Genomic DNA, 18,567 nt, shown 5'->3' with positions numbered 1-18,567 from the left:
TAAGCTCGCTTTGAAGAACATTTGACTGTTCGTATGCTTCATCGCCGCTGCCGCACGAACAACAGTCCCACAGCACCTAGCGCTATTAATCCCCCTGTAGCACTAGACTCTGGTACCGACTGTGAATTGTTTCCCTGTGAGTTCGCAAGCAAAGTATTGACGTGAGTGTATAAGATGTCGCTTATAGACACTCCTTTGATATTTGTTCCGTTTATTAAAGCTACAGCAGCAATACCCCTATCGGCGAAGTACCTCATCTCAGCTTCATTCCCAACATTAGTGCCACCTTTACCTAGCGTTGCTCCCCAAGGACTGGGAAAGTTATCTACACCCAATCCAAATTGATATCTAAATTCTTCTCCATAAGGATTAAAGGTAAGACCAGTATCAACAAAGGTGAGCATCTCACTGAGGGATTCGCCTTTGAGCAATTCGCCGCCAAACAATCCTTGAGTAAACCGCATGAGGTCCTGTGCATTGGTGGTGACAACCCCACCAAGGGCTTTGGAAAACGCTAAATCATAATCGGTGACATCAGTGAGATTGCCATCCCCGTTAAGATCCGTGTAACCTCGAACCAATTGAGCGGGAATTTCGTCTACTCCACCTAAAAAAGTATGGTTCAATCCCAAGGGTTCAACAACCCGGTCGCGAAAAACGCTGCTAAATGTTGAACCCGTCGCTTTTTCCACAATCTGCTGGGCAATGGTAACGCCAGTGGTCGGGTAGCACCATACGGACGTGCATTTTTGACCTGTGAAGCGCGGTTTGCCATAAACGTAAGTTAGCGTATCTTCTGGTTGCCAATCTTTGGTTAAAAGTATCGACGGGTCTTTGATGATATCTTGCTCGAAGTCTTCTTCCACAGGTTTAATGCCAGAAGTCCCATTGAGAAGTTGGCGAATCGTGATGGTGTTGCCATCAGGAATTTCTTTTGCAATCTCAGGCACCCATTTGTCAAGAGTATCGTCTAGGCTGAGCTTGCCCTGTTCTTGTACTTTGAGTACAGTTGCTGCTATGAATGCCTTTCTAATGCTGCCAGTGTGGAAAAGGTTATTTAGCTGCATTGCCTTTCCAGTTTCCCGGTTAGAGACACCACTCGCGCCATACCATGTCCCTTGAGGACTGACTATTCCTACAACTGCGCCAGGGATACCAGTTTCTCGTACAGTCTTGTCTAGTATCGCTTGCAATTGAGTGGCTAAGTCGGATGAAACAGTGTTTGTATATGCACTACTTACCATTGCACTTGGGGATAGCGTAGAACTACTGTTTCCAGCTAGTGTTGCTCCATCTACCCTCCCTACTATCCCAATAATAAAAGCGGTTGCCAAAGCGACTGATGTAGTCGTTGTTTGCAGAAGTTTCATATTTTCTATAAGTTGTTGAAATTTAAGTCAGACGAATGTCACTTACACAACTTGCAAACTGTAAGAAGTTTTTAGCACACCAATTCACTCATGCCAAAAACCCGAAATAGCCCTTAGAAAGGCTAATGTTTTGTTGGCTAAACTAGAAGAAATTGGGTTTTATTGTCAAAGTTCTGAATATTGAATTGGTGTTTTAGGACTGGCATTAATGTACAACTCAGCCGTGACACTACACATCGGTTGGTCAGTTCAACCAAGAGGACAAAATAAATTGACCGTTCAAACGATAGCGATCGCTGTCCATCAATGCTTGTTTGAACTTTGAGGCTACCATCCTTCATGTGATTTAGCGATCGTCGTAGTGGCGATAACGCCGATAACGCCGATAACGCCAATGACGTCGATGATATCGGTGACGCCGATTGTCCCAGTAGTCATTGTCGCTGCGACGGTAGCCATCGGCTGAATCCCAACAACCACTAACATTGCAACCCCCACCTTTTTCCCAACAGCCACTAACATTGCAACCCCCACCTTTTTCCCAACAACCACTAACGTTGCAACCCCCACCTTTTTCCCAACAACCACTAACATTGCAACCCCCACCTTTTTCCCAACAACCAAAAACATTACAGCCCGGATTTCTGGCTGCAGATGGTTGAGGAAGCCAAACTAAACCCGCACTAACCGTACTAATAAACAGGAATTTGCCAATCTGAAATAATGTATGAGATTTATCGCCAAAAAAAGAGCGGGGTTCAGGCGTTTGCATAATTAGGTACATGTCACATTCGCGGCTAATAGACTGGCTTCAATGTAAAACTGGGCCATGACACTACACATCGGTCGGTTGGTTAAACCTAGGGGACAACATAAAATGACCGTTCGGACGATAGTGTCAGATTTCAATAGATGGTAATTTTGAGGCTATTACTAACTCATCTTTTAAGATTCATATCTACAGTGGTGTGTGAATAATAAACTGAAGAAAAATTACCATCGATTGTCGTTTATGGCATCTCAAGCCAACAAATTACTATTAACAGGCAAAGCAACTCTGAATTCGCTAATTCACTTAATTAGGAAGAGATTGAAGCTTTTGTTGACTCCCAAAGAGTCGGCTGAATACAAAGTCTGGCGAAACCAGTTTCTGTGGCGGCGTGTTGGCTTGTTGTTATGGGTGGCAATCCCCATCTGGTGCTGTAGTGTGCTTTTAGAGCTTTATTTTAAGTTCTACTTTCAAGCACCAGCAAATTTTTCCAAGGAACTCATCTCTTTAATCGCGAAGCAGCTTGATTCCTCAATAATGCATGATTTGGCTGTAGCACCGTTATTACTCACCTTGTTTGCACTCCATAGAACTAAGTGGGGACATCGCTATCCCGGCATGATTTTTCTGTGCCTCTCCTGGTTCGCTACAGTTTTACAAGAAGTCATTGCAACCCTGAACGGTTTTGCTTTGGGAAATGATGATATGTGGCGTCTGGTGTTTATGGCTCAGGCAGTTATTATACCAGTACGTCCTCAGCTGCATTTGGTGTCACAGTTAGGGGTGCTGGCTTACTATGTGGGTGTCAACTCAGCACTTGGCTTGACTCCTTACACCGAAAACCCTCGGCTTGTCACCGGGCTTGTAAGTGCGGGATGGCTATTGATGATATTTTGGTTCTGTTTCATCTGTAACCTAGGTGTATATATGTATGAACGTTTGCAACAAGCTGAATTTGAATCACGCCGGGAATTGCAAGTTTTTTTATATGCTATTTCTCATGATTTACGCACGCCACTCATGGGCAATGCGATCGTCTTGCAAAACTTGTTGAAGAAGTCGGACGCACAGGTAAATATCAGTGTGGCAAGAGCACTAGAGTGTCTGTTGGAAGGAAACTCGCGTCAAATTAATCTACTTAACTCATTACAAGAAGCCTACACTTTGGAAGTGCGTGGAGTGACACTTCATACCATGCCAGTGCAACTCTCTACTGTAGTGGCGTCGGTTCTAGATGATATAGAACCTTTATTGCAGGAAAATCGTGTGATTGTGAACAATCTGGTACAAGCTGATTTACCATTAGTGAATGCTGATGCTACACAACTAGAGCGGGTATTTTGCAACCTGATTTCCAATGCACTTAAACACAATCCCCACTCGATTACTCTGACTGTAAACGCAAGCATTCAAGGTAAGAAAATACTGTGTTGCGTACAGGATAACGGTGTGGGAATGAGCCAAAAGCAGTGTACTAGAGTGTTTGAACTGTATACACGCGGTGAGAGAGCCCGTTTCATGCCCGGTCTGGGTATTGGGCTGTACGTGTGTCAGCAAATTATTACAGCTCATGGCGGACAGATTGGCGTTACCAGCAAATTGGGGGCTGGGTCAACTTTTTGGTTCACGCTACCTTGCAAAGAAGAATAGACAATAGGGAGGCGTAAATATTGTTTTTTTATACCAGTCCATTTCGTAATGCTACTACAGCTGCCTGAACTCGGTCATTCACAGCAAGTTTGTTCATGATACTTCGGATATGAGTTTTGACGGTACTCATGCTCATATAAAGTTCAGCGGCAATTTCCGGGTTACTTCGACCATCAACTATGAGTTGTAAGACTTCTAATTCCCGCGATGAAAGTTGACCAATCTTACTGACAGCAGCTGGGGGTTTGAGATGTTCAATGACTCTGCGAGCAATCAAAGGGTCTAGATAAGTAGCCCCTGTTTGAGCAGCACTTATGGCTACCGAAAGTTGCTCTAAGCTCGTACCCTTGATACAGCATGCATCAGCACCACTGGCTAAAGCAGCAATCATTTCTGTTTCATCACTATGGGAAGTCAGGATAACTACCCGTACATTCGGTAGATTAGCTTTGATTTGCTTTGTCGCGGCAATTCCATCTAACTGAGGAAGACCAATATCCACGATTGCCAAATGAGGTTGGAGTTTGATTGCAACTTCAACTCCTGTGTAACCATCAGCTGCTATTCCTACAATTTGAAATTGAGGATATTCTTCAAAAAACTGTGTCAAGCCCAATTGCATCACTGGATCGTCTTCCACTATTAAGATGCGCTGTATTGGAATTTGAGCGGGTTTGTTGCCATTAAGGGGTGTTAAATATGACATAATTAATCTGTCTGAGACTCTCGTCGCACTTCTTCCACCTGACCAACTTCAAATATTAAGGTAAAAGGTTGTCCCATTTCGCGCTCAATAAATTCTTCTAACAACTGTACTTGTCGAGGCGTAACCGGGTTCTTAGCTCGCACGCTCAGACGTACTTGGGGGGGATTGGTTAGCCAGTTAGTATTACTGCCAAGCAACTGCAAGCGCTGAAATGTAACAGTTTTATTCAACAGCGCTCGCCGAACGCTATTTTCTAATTGCCCTTGTCGCACAAGACGGGCAAAGCTCACACCTAGGGGAACCAGTAGGATTGCAGTCAAAGCTAAAGTCCACATAAGGGGTTTTCTTGCCTGTACTAATGAGGTATAACCTGCTACTAGAAAGGTCACCATGCAAGATAAAGCTATGCCCAAGAGGTTGGTAAGGTAAAGCAAAGTAGCTCCCCAACTGAGGGACCAGTCAGCCTGTGCTATTCCCAAGCCAATGACGCACACTGGTGGCATCAGTGCAACGGCAATAGCTGTTCCCGCCAAACTCCCAGAAATTTTTGGTTGAATCTTTGCGTAGCCACTAATACTGCCAGCTGCCACAGCTACACCTAAATCTAGCAGTGTTGGTTCAGAACGTGCTAGTATCTCGCTACCGTAACTAGGCATCCGCACAATCAAACCCAAACAACAGGCAATCACCATTGCTATGAGTGTTCCTACCACAACAGCGATCGTTCCTTTGCGGAAGAGGATAACGTTACCTTGCAAAGCACCAAAGGCTAGCCCCCGGATTGGTAGCATTAGAGGTGCAATAATCATAGCTCCAATGATGACAGCGACACTGTTAGAGAGTAGACCAAAGGTGGCAATGGCACAGGAACTCACTATCAAAGTCAGGAAAGACAAATCTAAAGTTGATTCGTCTAACAATGACTTTTGTAGCTCTTCGAGTTGGACAGCCTTAACTTCTTTCTGTTTCCAATCTCTGAAACGATCCCGAATGTTATTTGCCAAGGCGTTTTTCTCCAGAATGCAGAATTTGCTGTCAGGTCATTCTTGTGACTTGCTGTAAAAGTTTGTTTTTAAAGTGTAAAACTACCAGGAAACATAGATAAATTCAGATAATTCACCTCTAGAACATATAATTTGGTTGATTGCAGCCTGACCTGTAGTTAATATTATCGAAATTTAAGTATCGCGATCGCAAACAGTAGTTTTTCCTCAAATGTTCCTATGATAGCTGAGTCTGCAATGAGCGAAGAAGTGTTAAGAGCAAATCTGACACAGTTTCTTTTAGTGCTTGCGGTTTCTTTAAGCGTAGCAACGTTACCGCAAATCTTTAGTTGGTTTCGTCAAATACCTTACACCTTACTGCTAGTGATTGTAGGGTTGGGATTGGCTTTTGCCGATATCCGGTTGGTGAATCTTTCTCCTGAATTGATTTTGTTGATTTTTCTACCGCCTTTATTGTTTGAAGCAGCATGGAATTTAAAATGGTCAGACTTAAAGCGGGATTTGCTACCAATTTGTCTGTACGCAGTCGTTGGGGTAGTCATTGCGATTGCAGGCGTGGCAATAGGTTTAAATCAATTTGCTGGGTTATCATTAAGTACTGCTCTACTCATCGGTGCTAGTCTCTCTGCGACCGATCCAGTCTCAGTGACTGCTTTATTTCGAGAATTGGGTGTTCCCAACCGTCTGACAACACTCATGGAAGGTGAAAGCTTGTTCAATGATGGGATGGCGGTTGTAGCTTTTACTTTTTTGGTAGGGCTCTCTCTGGGAAATGCGGAATTGGGACTCCAACCTATTTTGGTACAGATGTTTGCAGTTGTGGGTATTGGTGTGGCAGTGGGAGGATTAATTGGTTTTGGTATTTCCTATGCAACTCAACGCTTTGATTTACCACTCGTGGAACAGTCCTTAACTTTAGTTGCTGCCTACGGTACTTACCTAATGACTGAAGATTTGGGTGGATCTGGGGTGATTGGAGTTGTGACCGCAGGCTTAATTTTGGGTAACTTTGGCTCTCGCATTGGCATGAATCCACGTACACGGTTGATTGTTTCAGAGTTTTGGGAGTTTATAGCGTTTTTTGTCAACTCGATTGTCTTTCTCTTAATTGGGGATCAGGTGCGGTTTGCAAGTCTGAAGGAGAACATAACTATTATTGCCGTGACATTGGGAGCAATGATTTTGATGCGGGCAATTGCAATCTTGTTGCTTAGCAAGTTAAGTAATCTTTTACAAGCACCAAAAATTCCCTTACCAGACCAGACTGTTCTTTGGTGGGGTGGCTTGCGCGGTTCTGTATCCATCGCTTTGGCATTGAGCGTACCCACAATCATTCAAGAGCGGGAAAAAATTATTGCTACGGTCTTTGGGGTTGTGTTGTTTACTCTGCTATTCCAAGGGTTAACGACTAAACCTTTGTTGCAAAAATTACATCTTTTGGGAGATTTACCTTTGCGTCAGCATTATATAGAGTTAATATCCCGTCAGACTGCTCTAAATCGCGTACTCCAGTATCTAGCTCAAGTTAATAACCGACCGGGAATTGAACCGGAGTTTTACCGCTATCAAGAAACTTTAGTTAAAGAAGAAATCAAGCGATTGGAAGCAGAAATTGACTCTTTACACAATGAATACCCCAATTTGCAAAGCTTCACTAACGAGCAATTAAAAACGGAAATTCTGGCAGTTGAAGCAAACACTTATGCTGAATTTGTCCGTTCGGGTTGGTTAAATCGAGAACTTTCACCGTTTCTCTATGAGGTTGATAACAACCAATAACCGCCATCAAGGCAAACGAGCAAGCAGGAGCAAAACAAGTTTTATTGGGTGAGAACTGTGAGGTAGACCTAATTGTAAGGGCGGCCGTATGCCTCCTCCGTCGGCACACCTAGAATACGCGGGATGCCTGGTAGCCCCGAAGTATAAGCATCGCATTAACGCCCCTACTAACATATTGCTATCTTAATGGAGCAATTCATCTCCCGTTAAGTCTGCGACTGTAACGGGAGATGAATTGCGACCAATATAAAATGTTCGCCGTGCGAATCATTGTTTTGGAAGTTCAAAGGTTCTCAACGTAATTCTTTAATTGCTCAACCGTGACACCTCCACAACTAGCTACAAAATACGCACCAGTCCAGAAGTAAGGCTTGTTGTCAAAGTATTTTTTAGCCAACCAAGGAAACTCTTTGGGAATTAATCTACTGCTCACTGTTTTGATGTTGCCAATCAGGGTTGAGAGTGGTTTGTCAGGTTTGTAATCAATTAATAAGTGTACATGATCTGCCTCGCCATTAAACTCCAGCAAAGTACAGTCCCACTTTTGGAGGGTATCCGTAATTATTTCTTTCAACCTGTTTAGGATTTCTGCGTTAATAGCTTTTCTGCGGTACTTCACAACTAAAACGATATGAGCGTTAAGTCTGTAAACAGACCTAAAACCATGATTGTACATCTATTGACAGGAGATAGCGCTAAGTAGTATATTCCCAGAAGTTTCTCAAAAATCTATTGATGTTAGACGTACTGAAGGTCAGAATTTACCCAAACAAAGAGCAAGAAATATCTTTGGCTAAAAGCTTTGGATGTTCCCGCTTTGTTTGGAATTTCTACCTCAATAAAACTAATACTCAATATGAAGAAACGGGTAAGGGCATGACTTACTGTCAGATGGCTAAAGATCTTACCCAGTTGAAGAAACTGGCTAATCATGAATGGTTGCAAGAACCAACTGCTGCCGTCCTACAACAGTCACTCAAGAATTTAGAATCTGCGTTTAAAAACTTTTTTGCAAAACGCACTGGATTTCCAAGATTCAAGAGCAAACATTCTAAACAGTCAATTCGATTTCCTGAAAGTTGCTCAATTAAAAGTGGTAATTTAAAGCTCCCCAAACTTGGATTAGTAAAAGCCAGTTTCTCTAAAAGCGTCAATGGCAAAATCAAATCCGTAACTGTTTCTAAGACAAGTACAGATAAATATTTTGCGGCGATACTGTTCGAGACTGATAGGTTAGCTACTGCAAAGCAGGGGAAGATATCAGGAATCGACCTTGGGCTAAATAGTCTAGTAACTGTCTTTGATGGTGAAACCTGTTACAAAGTTGACCCAATCAAACCCACGAGAAAATACTCCAAGCGACTGCGAATTAGGCAGAAAGCTTTATCTCGTAAGGTAAAGGGGTCTAACAATAGGCGTAAGGCAATCAAAGTAGTCGCTAAAGTTCACGAAAAAATATCAAACACAAGACAAGATTTTCTCCATAAACTCTCACGAAAGTTAGTTGACGACAACCAAGTCATAGTAGCTGAGAACCTTTGTATTAAAGGATTAGCGCGTACCAAATTAGCCAAGTCAATACATGATGCTGGTTTTGGAATGCTGCTTAATTTCATAAGCTACAAACTAGAGAGAGCAGAAGGTAACTTCATCCAAGTTGACAGATTCTTTCCCAGTACAAAGCTTTGTTCATGTTGTGGTCACAAAAATGATTTGCTCCCTTTAAGTATCCGTGAGTGGATTTGTCCAAGTTGCCAAACAACCCATGATAGGGATGAAAATGCCTCACGGAACTTGAGAACAGAGGGGATAAGAATATTGTCAACAAATACGGTAGGACATACCGAAATTCAAGCTTGTGGAGAAGCAGTAAGACTCTTTGGTACTTGTGCCAAAAAGAGGCAGTGCGGTCTTGGGGTTTCCCCAAGTGGAGCAACTGCCGTGCGTGTTTCCGAGAAACAAGAATCTCCCGCTACATTGCGTTAGCAATTAGCGGGGGAGTGTCAAGCTGACTGTATACCAGGACGACCGTTTTCAACTACAAAGGTTGCACGGTTGCTGAGTGTGCCAAATGGGGTTGTCACGTTTGACAAGACTTTATAATCTGATGTCCAAAGTTCAGGAGTGATTGTAAAACGAACATAACCCCTTTGGTTGTTGAAGAACTTAATGTGGGGATTGTCGGGTAAGTAAGCTTCAACTGTTGGGTTTGAGTCTGCGCCATCGCCACCAGAGGTAATCGAGGTACCAACGAATTCGCTTCCGACTGTTGCTGATTCTGGGTTATCAAAGTCAGCTTTTAGATCGATCGCCCAGTTGTTATGCACATCTCCTGTCAACACGATGGGATTGGAGGGTTTGCGCTGTTCCAAGAAATTCATCAGTCGTCTTTGAGAAGCGTAGTACCCATCCCACTTATCCATGCTGAACGTTTGACCGGGTCCGGGTGTCAAGTCTCTCTGAGCTACCATAACCTGCTGAGCAATTACGTTCCATTGAGCCTGGGAGCGGTCTAAACCACGGTAGAGCCAATTTTCTTGACGCTGACCGGTAATTGTGGCGTTGGAGTCAAAAACCTCTGGACAACGTTCTTTGGTACCATCTCCACAAGGCTGATCTGTGCGGTACTGACGGGTATCTAGCACGTGGAAGGTTGCTAGCTTACCAAACTCAAGCCGACGGTAAAGTTGCATATCTGGTCCCGATGGTCTTGAGAAGGGTCGTAGCGGCATATGCTCGTAGTATGCTTGATAAGCAAACGCTCGTCGTTGTAGGAAGACAGCCGGATCTTGGTCTGGTTCGTTGTCGATTTCGGAGATATCGTTGGCGTAGTTATTTTCTACTTCGTGGTCATCCCAAGTGACAATCCAAGGAAACGCGGCATGAGCTGCTTGCAAATTTTCATCAGTCTTATACAGAGCATGACGATTGCGATAATCTTCTAGAGTGAAAATCTCAGTACTAGTATAATTTCTGATTGCATTTGGTGCGATCGCTCCTTCATAAATGTAGTCACCTACATGCACTACCAAGTCCAAGTCTTCTTGCGCCATGTATTTATATGCCGTGTAGTATCCTGTTTGATACTGCTGACAATTGGCAAGAGCAAAGGCTAATTTACTGACATTGCTTTCTCTTCTTGGGGCTGTGCGAGTACGACCGATAGGGCTTTCCTCAGTGCCAGATGTGAACCGATACCAGTACCAGGTTTCTGGTTTGAGTTGATTAACCTCAACTCGCACTGAGTGAGCCAGTTCTGGAATAGCAATTTCGGTACCTTTTGCTACTATATTTCTCATATTGGAGTCGGTTGCCACTTCCCAGTGAATTGGGACGTTAACTTGTGGCATTCCACCCCCATTTAAGGGTTCGGGCGCTAGACGCGTCCACAGAATCACGCTGGTTGGATAGGGTTCTCCAGACGCTACGCCAAGTGTAAAAGGGTAACTCGAAAATTTGACTTGGGCAAGTACTCTTTGTTGGAATTGATTGGCGATCGCGAACCCAGTTAATGCTCCCGCCCCTAGGATTAAATTACGTCTGTTGACTTTACTATTAAGAAACCGCTCAAAAGTTCTGTGATTTAACACTCTCATGCTCCTAACAACTATAACGTGAAAGCAGGGAAACAGTGTGGTATTAGGGCGGGCAATGCCCACCGCCTTAAAACTTGGTGGACACTCTTCAGATTTCTAACTTCTTCAAAAAGCCGAGGATCGTATATAACTTAGCGATTCAATACCAGAATTGAGACGTTATTAGGATTAGGTAACATCTAAGATTCAGCTATGATTCAGAGCCAAGCACGAAAACCTCCGGACTTTCCTACCGCTTCAAGGTGTTCCCTATCACTTTGCCGAATTCAGCTTACTATTTAAATATTAATTTCTTGCAAAGGTAAAGTTAATGTCAGCTTAATTCTCTTAATTTCTAACTGAATTGTTAATGCAATTCAATCCACACCTAGTGGAGGAAAAGTTATTGTTTTTTTGGAAGAAAATGAGTTTTACGCCCTTATCAAAGTTCAAGATACAGGAGTTGGTATTGCACTAGAAAATCAACAGCAAATTTTCGCTCGCTTTTATCGAGTCGATCGCTCCCGTAAGAAGGGTGGTTCGGGTTTAGGTTTAGCGATCGCTCCGGCGATTGTGGATGTCAATGCTTCGTTGGGGTCAGGATAAGATTCGGCTGACTCATCTTGAGTTGCTAGGGTAAAAGCGATCGTTCCCCAACACGGAGGGTGATGTGACAGGTCAGTATATGAGTTAGAGTATCGATCTGCCACTCCACCGGACCTGTAAATGAACCAAAGCTTACCTTGGTTCCCATTGGAACAAACTGATGCATGGTTCATGCACGATCGGGACGGAGAGCACAAATATTTACAATTTCAACGAGGCAGACACAGCCAATCAATAGAGCCGCGACTACTAACCAGTGTTGCTGTGTGGCAATTCCTAATGATGCCATCAGCAGCTTGAATAGCAACTTCTGTCCAAAGGGTTAGAAAAATTTCATGTTATTTTCATAATTGTATGAAATCTTAAAAACATGAAGCTAGCAGCACTTGTTTTCCAAATAAAAAATCGATCTCACGATCGCTGTTCCATTGATGAATTTTTATAAAATCCAATAATTATGTAATGCAAGCAACAAAAAATAAATTTTAATTTTTCTTCTAAATCAACCTTAAGATAGTGTTTTTGTTCTATTAGTTAGGCAATCTTTCTAAATGAGAGAGTTTTTTGGAGAGCACTTTTAAAAGCAAATATATAAGAAAAATCTCATAATTAATTTTGTTTTTTTAGCAAAATTAAGCGATCGCAGAATCTGGATATCTTAAGGAGAAAGCGATGCCCGCTCTACCACTTAATAGCCAAAATCTCCCGTACCCCGATCCCCTACACCCCATCATTGTCCATTTCGTAATTGCAATGGTGTTGTTTTCCTTCTTGTGCGATGTGGCAGGTTATTTTAGCCACAACGTGCGTTTGTTTGAGGTAGGGTTCTGGAATATGTTTGTCGCGGCGATCGCGATTTTTGTAGCAATAATTTTTGGACAGTTTGAAGCGGGTCTGGCACAAGTCTATGAAGCAGTTCAGCCAACACTCAATTTTCACACGCTTATGGGTTGGGCGCTTGGGGCGATTGTTGCCGCTATTGCAGCTTGGCGTTTTGTGATTCGCAATCGCAATCCCTTGAAGGTACCGCCTGCTTACCTTGGTGTTGCAACCTTTTTAATTTGCCTTGTTTTCTTGCAAGTCTATTTGGGGAGCAAGCTATTTTGGGTGTATGGGTTGCACGTAGAGCCTGTCGTTGAAGCCATGAAGCGGGGAATTTCGACATGAACTCACAACTTATAGATACTTTGGGGTTGAAGTTGGGTGCTAACGGGTTGCCTTACGAAATTCCCATGCATCCAAAACTAGTGCATCTGACCTTAGGTTTATTTATTATTGCGATATTATTTGATATAGCAGGAGCGCTTTTTGCCATAGAACGACCAATCTTCAAATTTTTAGGTCTGGCTGCCATCCGTTCTGGTTTCTTTGATGTTGGCTGGTACAATCTTGCAGGAGCAGCCACTATCACATTTTTCACTGTTGCTGCAGGTTTTTTTGAGTTGCTGCTAGCCAACCCAACTATCGATCGAGAGAGTGCTTGGGGATTAAGTGCTTCTTGGACGATGCTTTTGCATGGTTTGGGTGGTGTCTTACTGTTGGGAATCATCGTGGGAATGGCTGTATGGAGAGGTTTGCAACGCTACTACTGGCGGAAGGAAACTTCGAGGCAAGTGCAGTGGAGTTACTTGGTGGTAGGTATCGCGATACTGGGTATTTTATATGTCCATGGAACTTTAGGGGCACAATTGGGAGAGGAATTTGGCATTCACGTGACCGCTGCTAAGTTACTTCAACAGGGTATCAACCCAAACTTGGTGCTTAAATAGTTAAACGAGAAACACTGTAAGTATTATGGTTAGGTTTCTGGAATATCTATTAATAGTTGTTTATATTGCAGTGTTGCTCGGCGTCAGCCATTGGATTGGGCAGCAAGCATATTCGTGGATGCCACTTGAGGCAACAGTAGAAGCCCAAAAGGTCGATAGTCTATTTAGCTTCTTAGTCTCAATTGGCGCATTTATTATTCTTGGGCTTGTGGGGATGATGGTGTACTCGGTACTTTTCTTCCGAGCATCCAAGCATGACTACAGCGAAGGACACCCATCTAGAGGTGATATCAGGCTGGAGATTCTGTGGACGGCAACTCCAACTGTGCTGGTGTTGTGGATCGCTTTTCAAGGGTTCAATATTTATCAGCAATTAAATATTCTGGGTTTAGAGCAAATTGTACATTTGCATGTGCCTCTAGAATCTGAACCAGCTTATGCCATCTCTAGCGATGATAAACCCAAACCCAATGTGGAAACTATTGATGTTTTCGCAAAGCAGTGGGATTGGTCTTTCCGCTACCCTAACAATGTGACCAGTCATGAATTGCACCTCCCGGTTAATCGCCGCACCCGTCTAAACTTGCATGCCCGAGAAGTGCTCCACAGTTTTTACGTCCCTGAGTTCCGCTTGCAGCAGTATATTGTCCCCGGACGCAACATTGAGATCGTGCTAACACCTACTCGCACGGGCACGTACCATTTAAAAGATTCTCTATTCAGCGGTACTTATTTTGCTTTGATGAAGACTAACGTACACGTTGAATCCCTCGAGCAATATAACCGATGGCTTGCCCGAGCAGAACACGAACCAACAACCATCAACGAGCAGGCGATCGCCGAGCATACCCAACCACCAAAAACATTCTTTAGGAGCGGCTGGTACACTGTTGCACCGACTCAACCTCCTATTGCAACTGAAAGGAAAGTAATGAATGACACATAATTCTACTGGAAATATGACTGAGGATAGAGAGTCTGAAATATCTCAAGATGAGTCACTTAATAACTGGCGACGATACTTCAGTTTCAGCACCGATCATAAGGTAATCGGAATTCAGTATGTAGTAACCAGTTTCATTTTTTTCTTAGTGGGCGGACTGTTGGCGATGGTTATCCGTGCCGAACTGATTACGCCTGAATCAAATGTAGTCGATCGCCCCCTGTTCAACGGCTTGTTCACCTTGCACGGGACAATCATGATTTTTTTATGGATTATCCCATTTAATGCGGGTATTTCTAACTACTTGGTACCTCTCATGATTGGAGCGCGGGATATGGCATTTCCGTTGCTCAATGCCATCTCTTTTTGGATGATTCCACCAGGGGGTATTTTATTACTATCTAGTTTCTTACTGCCTAATGGCACCGCACAATCCGGCTGGTGGTCCTATCCACCAGTGAGTCTGCAAATTCCTCCCGGTCAGCCAATCAACGGTGAATTTATTTGGATTGTGAGCTTAGTACTTATTGGCATCTCTTCGATTATGGGAGCTGTTAACTTTGTGACAACCATTTTTTGGATGCGTGCGCCAGGGATGACCTTTTTCCGGATGCCTGTCTTTGTTTGGTCAGCTCTGAGTGCCCAGTTGTTGCAGCTGGTTAATTTGCCTGCCCTGACGGGTGCATTAATACTACTATTATTTGACCTATCTTTCGGAACGCTTTTTTTCAAGCCTTTAGAAAACGGCGATCCTATTATTTACCAACATTTATTCTGGTTCTACTCCCACCCAGCAGTTTATATCATGGCACTACCAGCCTTCGGTATTTTTGCAGAGGTTTTGCCTGCCTTTTCCCGCAACCCTTTATTTGGCTACCGCTCGTTGGCGATCGCCACGCTGGGAATTGCTGGAGTCAGTATTTTTGTTTGGGTGCATCATATGTTTACAAGTGCGACCCCTAGCTGGATGAGAATGTTCTTCATGGTCACTTCAATGTTGGTTGCTGTGCCCACTGGTGTAAAGGCATTTGGCTGGACGGCTACAGTTTGGAAGAGTAAGCTGCACTTAGAGACACCCATGCTATTTGCGATGGGAGGTGCAGCTATGTTTCTTCTTGGCGGTGTCACTGGTGTTATGCTTGCAGCTGCGCCATTTGATATTCACGTCCACAATACCTACTTTGTCGTGGGGCACTTCCACTACATTGTCTTTAACACCATCACGATGGCAATATTTGCTGCCATTTACTTTTGGTTTCCTAAGATGACTGGACGGATGTATGCTGAAGGCTGGGGTAAGCTGCACTTTTTGTTGACGTTCATTGGTGCTAACCTGACTTTCTTCCCCATGCTTCCACTGGGTTTACAGGGAATGCGGCGGCGCATTTCTTCTTATGACCCCCAGTATCAAGGATGGAACGAGATTGCCAGTCTTGGAGGATTCTTGCTGGGAGTCTCCATACTGCCCTTTATTGCCAATATGGTTGGTTCCTGGCTCTACGGACAGAAGGCAACGAATAATCCCTGGCACGCTACGGGCTTGGAATGGACAACAACCTCGCCACCACCACCAGATAATTTTGAAGAGATTCCTGTTGTGAAAAGACCTCCTTACGACTATGGCGATCCAAAATATTCTGTCGTGGAACCCACTGATGTTCTTGAGTCAGAACCTTAAAGATTGGGCAGTTGGAATTGAGTGGAAAAAAAGAACAATGAACCGTCGCGTTATTCATATAGATGAAAGTCCTATCCGTTTTGAGCGGTGGCGACAATATCTACCAAATTGGCTGAAGCGTTTTTTACCAAGTGGTGGTGGAAATGCTGAAGACCATCACGGCAAAGGAATGTTTGGGTTTACCGTGTTCTTGTTGTCAGAAAGCATCGTTTTTTTGAGTTTGATTTTCACATACGTTACCCTGCGATTGACACACTCAAACAGTTGGCTCCCATCTGGGGTTTCTGGTCCGGAATTGTCTACCTTTGCCATCGCTAATACGGTAGTGTTACTTTCTAGCAGTTTCGTTATCCAACCAGCAGAAAATGCTCTCAAGCGTCGGAAACTAAACAAATTTCGCTGGCTGTGGCTAATAACAATCGCCATGGGAACCTATTTCTTAATTGCTCAAGGAATTGAATGGAGCAACCTTGACTTTGGTTTAAGTACGGGGCTGGTAGGTTCAACATTTTACTTGCTGACAGGTTTCCACAGTCTGCACGTTCTTACTGGTGTTCTTCTACAGATAACTATGCTTGTTCGCTCCTTTAGACGCGGTAATTACAATAAAGGTCACTTTGGTGTAAGCGCCACCACTTTATTTTGGCACTTTGTTGATATTATTTGGGTCTTTTTATTTTCACTTCTCTACCTGTGGCAGGCATAAAATATTCAGAGCTTCAAATTATTTACCAAGGTGAATTTATGTACGTATTAGCACAAAAATTAGAATCTCAAAAAGCAATTCAAGAAACTCCACCGCCCGATGTTAACAAAGATCCACTCATTGCACACGGGTTACAAAAAACGCAGTACGTTGCTATTATCGGGTTGGTCATTACTGTTGTTGCTGCTGTCGGATTTTTTAGCCGCAGAGTTGAATACGCTATTGGATTTGCTTTTTTTCTCAGCATCATTTTAATTGCTTTCTTTTTGTTGCTGTAGAGTTTCTATAAAGTCTTTCTCTGCTTCTTTGGGAGAGAAAGACAAATATGAATTTCAATAAAAGAGAATTGATCTCTTGGAGATGATTTTATGAACAGCCCAGTGTATCAAACTGTGATAGTCGGCGGTGGTTTTACAGGGTTATTTACAGCTTTACACCTCGCTCGCGAACATTATCCTCGCTCTGTTATTCTGATCGATAAAAACGAACGCTTTTGTTTTAAACCATTACTTTATGAGTATTTCGATGGTGAAATGGATACTTTTCAAGTGGTACCGCGTTTTTCAGAATTACTGAAAGGGAGTGGCATCATTTTTGTACAAGATACAGTTCAATCAATAGATTTGCATCAACAGGAAGTCAAATTAGCTTCAGGAAACACCTACAACTACAGCAACTTGGTGTTAGCTTTAGGTAGCGTGACTGGATACCACGGAGTTGAAGGTGCGAAAGAGTACGCATTTCCTTTCTGGACACAAGCTGATGCGATCGCTCTCGAGCGTCATTTACGCGATTGTTTGCAAACAGCAGTTCAAACTGACGATCCCGAACAACGTCGGACATTGTTAACAACAGTCGTGGTTGGTGGTGGTGCTTCCGGCGTGGAAATGGCAGCTACCTTAGCTGATTTTCTCCCGCACTGGTATAGCGCTTTAGGAGGAAATCCTGATGAAATCCGGGTGCTCTTACTCAATCACGGTGAAAAAATCCTTGGAGGCGATATTAACGATCCCCTGCGCGTAATTGCCGAGAAAGAATTACAAAACCGTAGCTTATCAATTGAAATCCTTACCGGAGCAGAAGCTACTGCTGTTCAACCTAACGCAATTGAATATAAAAGCAACAATCAAGTTAAGACACTGCCAGCAAGCACTACAATCTGGACAGCCGGCACTTCCATTCATCCCTTGATTCAAAACTTACCAATTCCTAAAGAACATCAGGATCGTCACGGACGTCCCCTAGTGACTTCCACTATGCAACTGCTAGACTTTCCAGAAGTTTTTGCAGGTGGTGATTGTGTAGGAGTTGGGGATAATTCATTACCGCCTACAGCGCAAGTCGCTTATCAACAAGGAGCTAATATTGCTAGTAATTTGAAAGCTTTAGCATTAGGAGAAGAACTTAAACCTGCTAAGGTTAATATTCGCGGAACTCTCTTAAAATTAGGAATAAATGATGCAGCAGCTAACTTGTTTAATGTTTTTGAAGTGGCAGGTGAACCCGCGCACTTAATCCGTCAAGGCACTTATTTAACATTACTACCAACGCCAATCCATGATTTCAAAGCCACGACTGAATGGCTCGATGAAGAGATTTTTCACCGTCACCTTGACCCTCATGATGTAGGGAAAAAAGTGGTACAAGCAGTAGAATTCATTGGTGCTGGAGTTGTGGGCGTTTTAGCTGCTCGAAAATTATTAAAAATGTTGGGCGACGAAGATCGAAGAGGACAAGAAGACGAGGAGATTAAGATTTAATATAGCAATCCTATTTGAGAGCCGAACAGGGGGGATAAGGGGGATAAGGGGGACAAGGGAGATAAGGATACCGTTGGCGAATTCCCCAAACAGCTAAACTGAACCGATTAGTTTAGTCATGAAATGATTGAGAACCTTCTGAGCAGTTTTATACCCAGATGCAAGATAACCTAATTTCAGTTGGGACAAAACGCGAGCGCGTAAAATTTCAAGTTCTGAAGTCGGTGGCAAACCAACAGGCTGTTTTGCGCT

Annotated in this window: 18 protein-coding genes; 11 read left to right on the top strand and 7 right to left on the bottom strand. The window is 43.4% G+C overall.

Annotated features, from left to right (window positions below):
• Positions 1-38 precede the first annotated feature (38 nt).
• Both HC643_RS16980 and HC643_RS16975 read right to left on the bottom strand, forming a co-directional pair.
• Positions 39-1,370: a serine hydrolase domain-containing protein gene (locus HC643_RS16980; protein WP_050045894.1), complete on the bottom strand. Its 1,332-nt coding sequence runs from the start codon at positions 1,368-1,370 to the stop codon at positions 39-41.
• A gap of 346 nt (positions 1,371-1,716) precedes the next feature.
• Entirely contained in the window at positions 1,717-2,142 is a 426-nt protein-coding gene (locus HC643_RS16975) for a hypothetical protein (protein ID WP_137986311.1), read from the bottom strand.
• Between the two features lie 198 nt (positions 2,143-2,340).
• Here HC643_RS16975 and HC643_RS16970 point away from each other — a divergent pair, with 198 nt between their 5' ends.
• A complete protein-coding gene (locus HC643_RS16970) occupies positions 2,341-3,789 on the top strand; it encodes a sensor histidine kinase (RefSeq protein ID WP_137986310.1) in 1,449 nt (482 codons plus the stop codon).
• A gap of 28 nt (positions 3,790-3,817) precedes the next feature.
• Here the strand turns inward: HC643_RS16970 and HC643_RS16965 are convergent, their stop codons facing one another.
• A complete protein-coding gene (locus tag HC643_RS16965) occupies positions 3,818-4,495 on the bottom strand; it encodes a response regulator (RefSeq protein WP_038083929.1) in 678 nt (225 codons plus the stop codon).
• A 2-nt stretch (positions 4,496-4,497) separates the two neighbouring features.
• Complete coding sequence (locus HC643_RS16960) at positions 4,498-5,499, bottom strand: DUF389 domain-containing protein (RefSeq protein WP_038083932.1); 1,002 nt, start codon at positions 5,497-5,499, stop codon at positions 4,498-4,500.
• 219 nt (positions 5,500-5,718) lie between these two features.
• On the opposite strand from HC643_RS16960, the gene HC643_RS16955 reads away from it, so the two are divergent.
• Positions 5,719-7,278 carry a cation:proton antiporter gene (locus tag HC643_RS16955; RefSeq protein WP_038083934.1) on the top strand — a complete coding sequence of 520 codons (1,560 nt, stop codon included), beginning with the start codon at positions 5,719-5,721 and terminating at the stop codon, positions 7,276-7,278.
• 283 nt (positions 7,279-7,561) lie between these two features.
• Here the strand turns inward: HC643_RS16955 and tnpA are convergent, their stop codons facing one another.
• The gene (gene tnpA / locus HC643_RS16950; RefSeq protein ID WP_038083937.1) at positions 7,562-7,954 is read right to left on the bottom strand and encodes an IS200/IS605 family transposase; all 393 of its coding nucleotides are present in this window, start codon (positions 7,952-7,954) and stop codon (positions 7,562-7,564) included.
• 59 nt (positions 7,955-8,013) lie between these two features.
• Here tnpA and HC643_RS16945 point away from each other — a divergent pair, with 59 nt between their 5' ends.
• Entirely contained in the window at positions 8,014-9,264 is a 1,251-nt protein-coding gene (locus HC643_RS16945) for an RNA-guided endonuclease InsQ/TnpB family protein (protein ID WP_038083939.1), read from the top strand.
• Between the two features lie 17 nt (positions 9,265-9,281).
• Here the strand turns inward: HC643_RS16945 and HC643_RS16940 are convergent, their stop codons facing one another.
• The gene (locus HC643_RS16940) at positions 9,282-10,874 is read right to left on the bottom strand and encodes an alkaline phosphatase D family protein (protein WP_038083991.1); all 1,593 of its coding nucleotides are present in this window, start codon (positions 10,872-10,874) and stop codon (positions 9,282-9,284) included.
• Positions 10,875-11,216: 342 nt separating this feature from the next.
• Between HC643_RS16940 and HC643_RS16935 the strand changes: the two genes are divergently transcribed.
• A complete protein-coding gene (locus HC643_RS16935; protein WP_408019834.1) occupies positions 11,217-11,459 on the top strand; it encodes an ATP-binding protein in 243 nt (80 codons plus the stop codon).
• 25 nt (positions 11,460-11,484) lie between these two features.
• Here HC643_RS16935 and HC643_RS16930 read toward each other — a convergent pair whose 3' ends face one another.
• On the bottom strand, positions 11,485-11,625 hold the full coding sequence (locus HC643_RS16930) for a hypothetical protein (protein WP_153021470.1): 141 nt from the start codon (positions 11,623-11,625) through the stop codon (positions 11,485-11,487).
• A 506-nt stretch (positions 11,626-12,131) separates the two neighbouring features.
• On the opposite strand from HC643_RS16930, the gene HC643_RS16925 reads away from it, so the two are divergent.
• From HC643_RS16925 to HC643_RS16895, 7 genes are all read left to right on the top strand, one after another.
• Positions 12,132-12,626 carry a DUF2231 domain-containing protein gene (locus HC643_RS16925; RefSeq protein WP_038083941.1) on the top strand — a complete coding sequence of 165 codons (495 nt, stop codon included), beginning with the start codon at positions 12,132-12,134 and terminating at the stop codon, positions 12,624-12,626.
• The gene (locus HC643_RS16920; protein WP_038083943.1) at positions 12,623-13,228 is read left to right on the top strand and encodes a DUF2231 domain-containing protein; all 606 of its coding nucleotides are present in this window, start codon (positions 12,623-12,625) and stop codon (positions 13,226-13,228) included. Before HC643_RS16925 ends, HC643_RS16920 begins: the two co-directional genes overlap by 4 nt.
• Positions 13,229-13,253: 25 nt before the next feature.
• Positions 13,254-14,174, top strand: coding sequence for a cytochrome c oxidase subunit II (locus tag HC643_RS16915; RefSeq protein WP_050045891.1), 921 nt, complete (start codon positions 13,254-13,256; stop codon positions 14,172-14,174).
• Between the two features lie 13 nt (positions 14,175-14,187).
• A complete protein-coding gene (locus HC643_RS16910) occupies positions 14,188-15,849 on the top strand; it encodes a cytochrome c oxidase subunit I (protein ID WP_408019833.1) in 1,662 nt (553 codons plus the stop codon).
• Between the two features lie 37 nt (positions 15,850-15,886).
• A complete protein-coding gene (locus HC643_RS16905; RefSeq protein ID WP_038082856.1) occupies positions 15,887-16,555 on the top strand; it encodes a cytochrome c oxidase subunit 3 in 669 nt (222 codons plus the stop codon).
• Between the two features lie 38 nt (positions 16,556-16,593).
• Positions 16,594-16,833: a hypothetical protein gene (locus HC643_RS16900; protein WP_038082822.1), complete on the top strand. Its 240-nt coding sequence runs from the start codon at positions 16,594-16,596 to the stop codon at positions 16,831-16,833.
• A 90-nt stretch (positions 16,834-16,923) separates the two neighbouring features.
• Positions 16,924-18,315 carry an NAD(P)/FAD-dependent oxidoreductase gene (locus tag HC643_RS16895; RefSeq protein WP_038082824.1) on the top strand — a complete coding sequence of 464 codons (1,392 nt, stop codon included), beginning with the start codon at positions 16,924-16,926 and terminating at the stop codon, positions 18,313-18,315.
• Positions 18,316-18,567: the final 252 nt, after the last annotated feature.

Origin of the sequence: Tolypothrix bouteillei VB521301 (genome assembly GCF_000760695.4) — a bacterium.
Lineage (GTDB): Bacteria > Cyanobacteriota > Cyanobacteriia > Cyanobacteriales > Nostocaceae > Scytonema > Scytonema bouteillei_A.
Note: the sequence above shows the minus strand (reverse complement) of the source record. Positions and strands in the feature narration are given on the sequence as shown.

What these genes read in the sequence shown, in the direction of transcription:
- HC643_RS16955 (WP_038083934.1), top strand. Translation starts at nt 5,719, where the DNA reads ATGATAGCTGAGTCTGCAATGAGCGAAGAAGTGTTAAGAGCAAATCTG.
- HC643_RS16895 (WP_038082824.1), top strand. Translation starts at nt 16,924, where the DNA reads ATGAACAGCCCAGTGTATCAAACTGTGATAGTCGGCGGTGGTTTTACA.
- HC643_RS16940 (WP_038083991.1), bottom strand. Translation starts at nt 10,874, where the DNA reads ATGAGAGTGTTAAATCACAGAACTTTTGAGCGGTTTCTTAATAGTAAA.
- HC643_RS16925 (WP_038083941.1), top strand. Translation starts at nt 12,132, where the DNA reads ATGCCCGCTCTACCACTTAATAGCCAAAATCTCCCGTACCCCGATCCC.
- HC643_RS16930 (WP_153021470.1), bottom strand. Translation starts at nt 11,625, where the DNA reads ATGCATCAGTTTGTTCCAATGGGAACCAAGGTAAGCTTTGGTTCATTT.
- tnpA (WP_038083937.1), bottom strand. Translation starts at nt 7,954, where the DNA reads ATGTACAATCATGGTTTTAGGTCTGTTTACAGACTTAACGCTCATATC.
- HC643_RS16945 (WP_038083939.1), top strand. Translation starts at nt 8,014, where the DNA reads ATGTTAGACGTACTGAAGGTCAGAATTTACCCAAACAAAGAGCAAGAA.
- HC643_RS16910 (WP_408019833.1), top strand. Translation starts at nt 14,188, where the DNA reads ATGACTGAGGATAGAGAGTCTGAAATATCTCAAGATGAGTCACTTAAT.
- HC643_RS16980 (WP_050045894.1), bottom strand. Translation starts at nt 1,370, where the DNA reads ATGAAACTTCTGCAAACAACGACTACATCAGTCGCTTTGGCAACCGCT.
- HC643_RS16920 (WP_038083943.1), top strand. Translation starts at nt 12,623, where the DNA reads ATGAACTCACAACTTATAGATACTTTGGGGTTGAAGTTGGGTGCTAAC.
- HC643_RS16905 (WP_038082856.1), top strand. Translation starts at nt 15,887, where the DNA reads ATGAACCGTCGCGTTATTCATATAGATGAAAGTCCTATCCGTTTTGAG.
- HC643_RS16915 (WP_050045891.1), top strand. Translation starts at nt 13,254, where the DNA reads ATGGTTAGGTTTCTGGAATATCTATTAATAGTTGTTTATATTGCAGTG.
- HC643_RS16900 (WP_038082822.1), top strand. Translation starts at nt 16,594, where the DNA reads ATGTACGTATTAGCACAAAAATTAGAATCTCAAAAAGCAATTCAAGAA.
- HC643_RS16975 (WP_137986311.1), bottom strand. Translation starts at nt 2,142, where the DNA reads ATGCAAACGCCTGAACCCCGCTCTTTTTTTGGCGATAAATCTCATACA.
- HC643_RS16965 (WP_038083929.1), bottom strand. Translation starts at nt 4,495, where the DNA reads ATGTCATATTTAACACCCCTTAATGGCAACAAACCCGCTCAAATTCCA.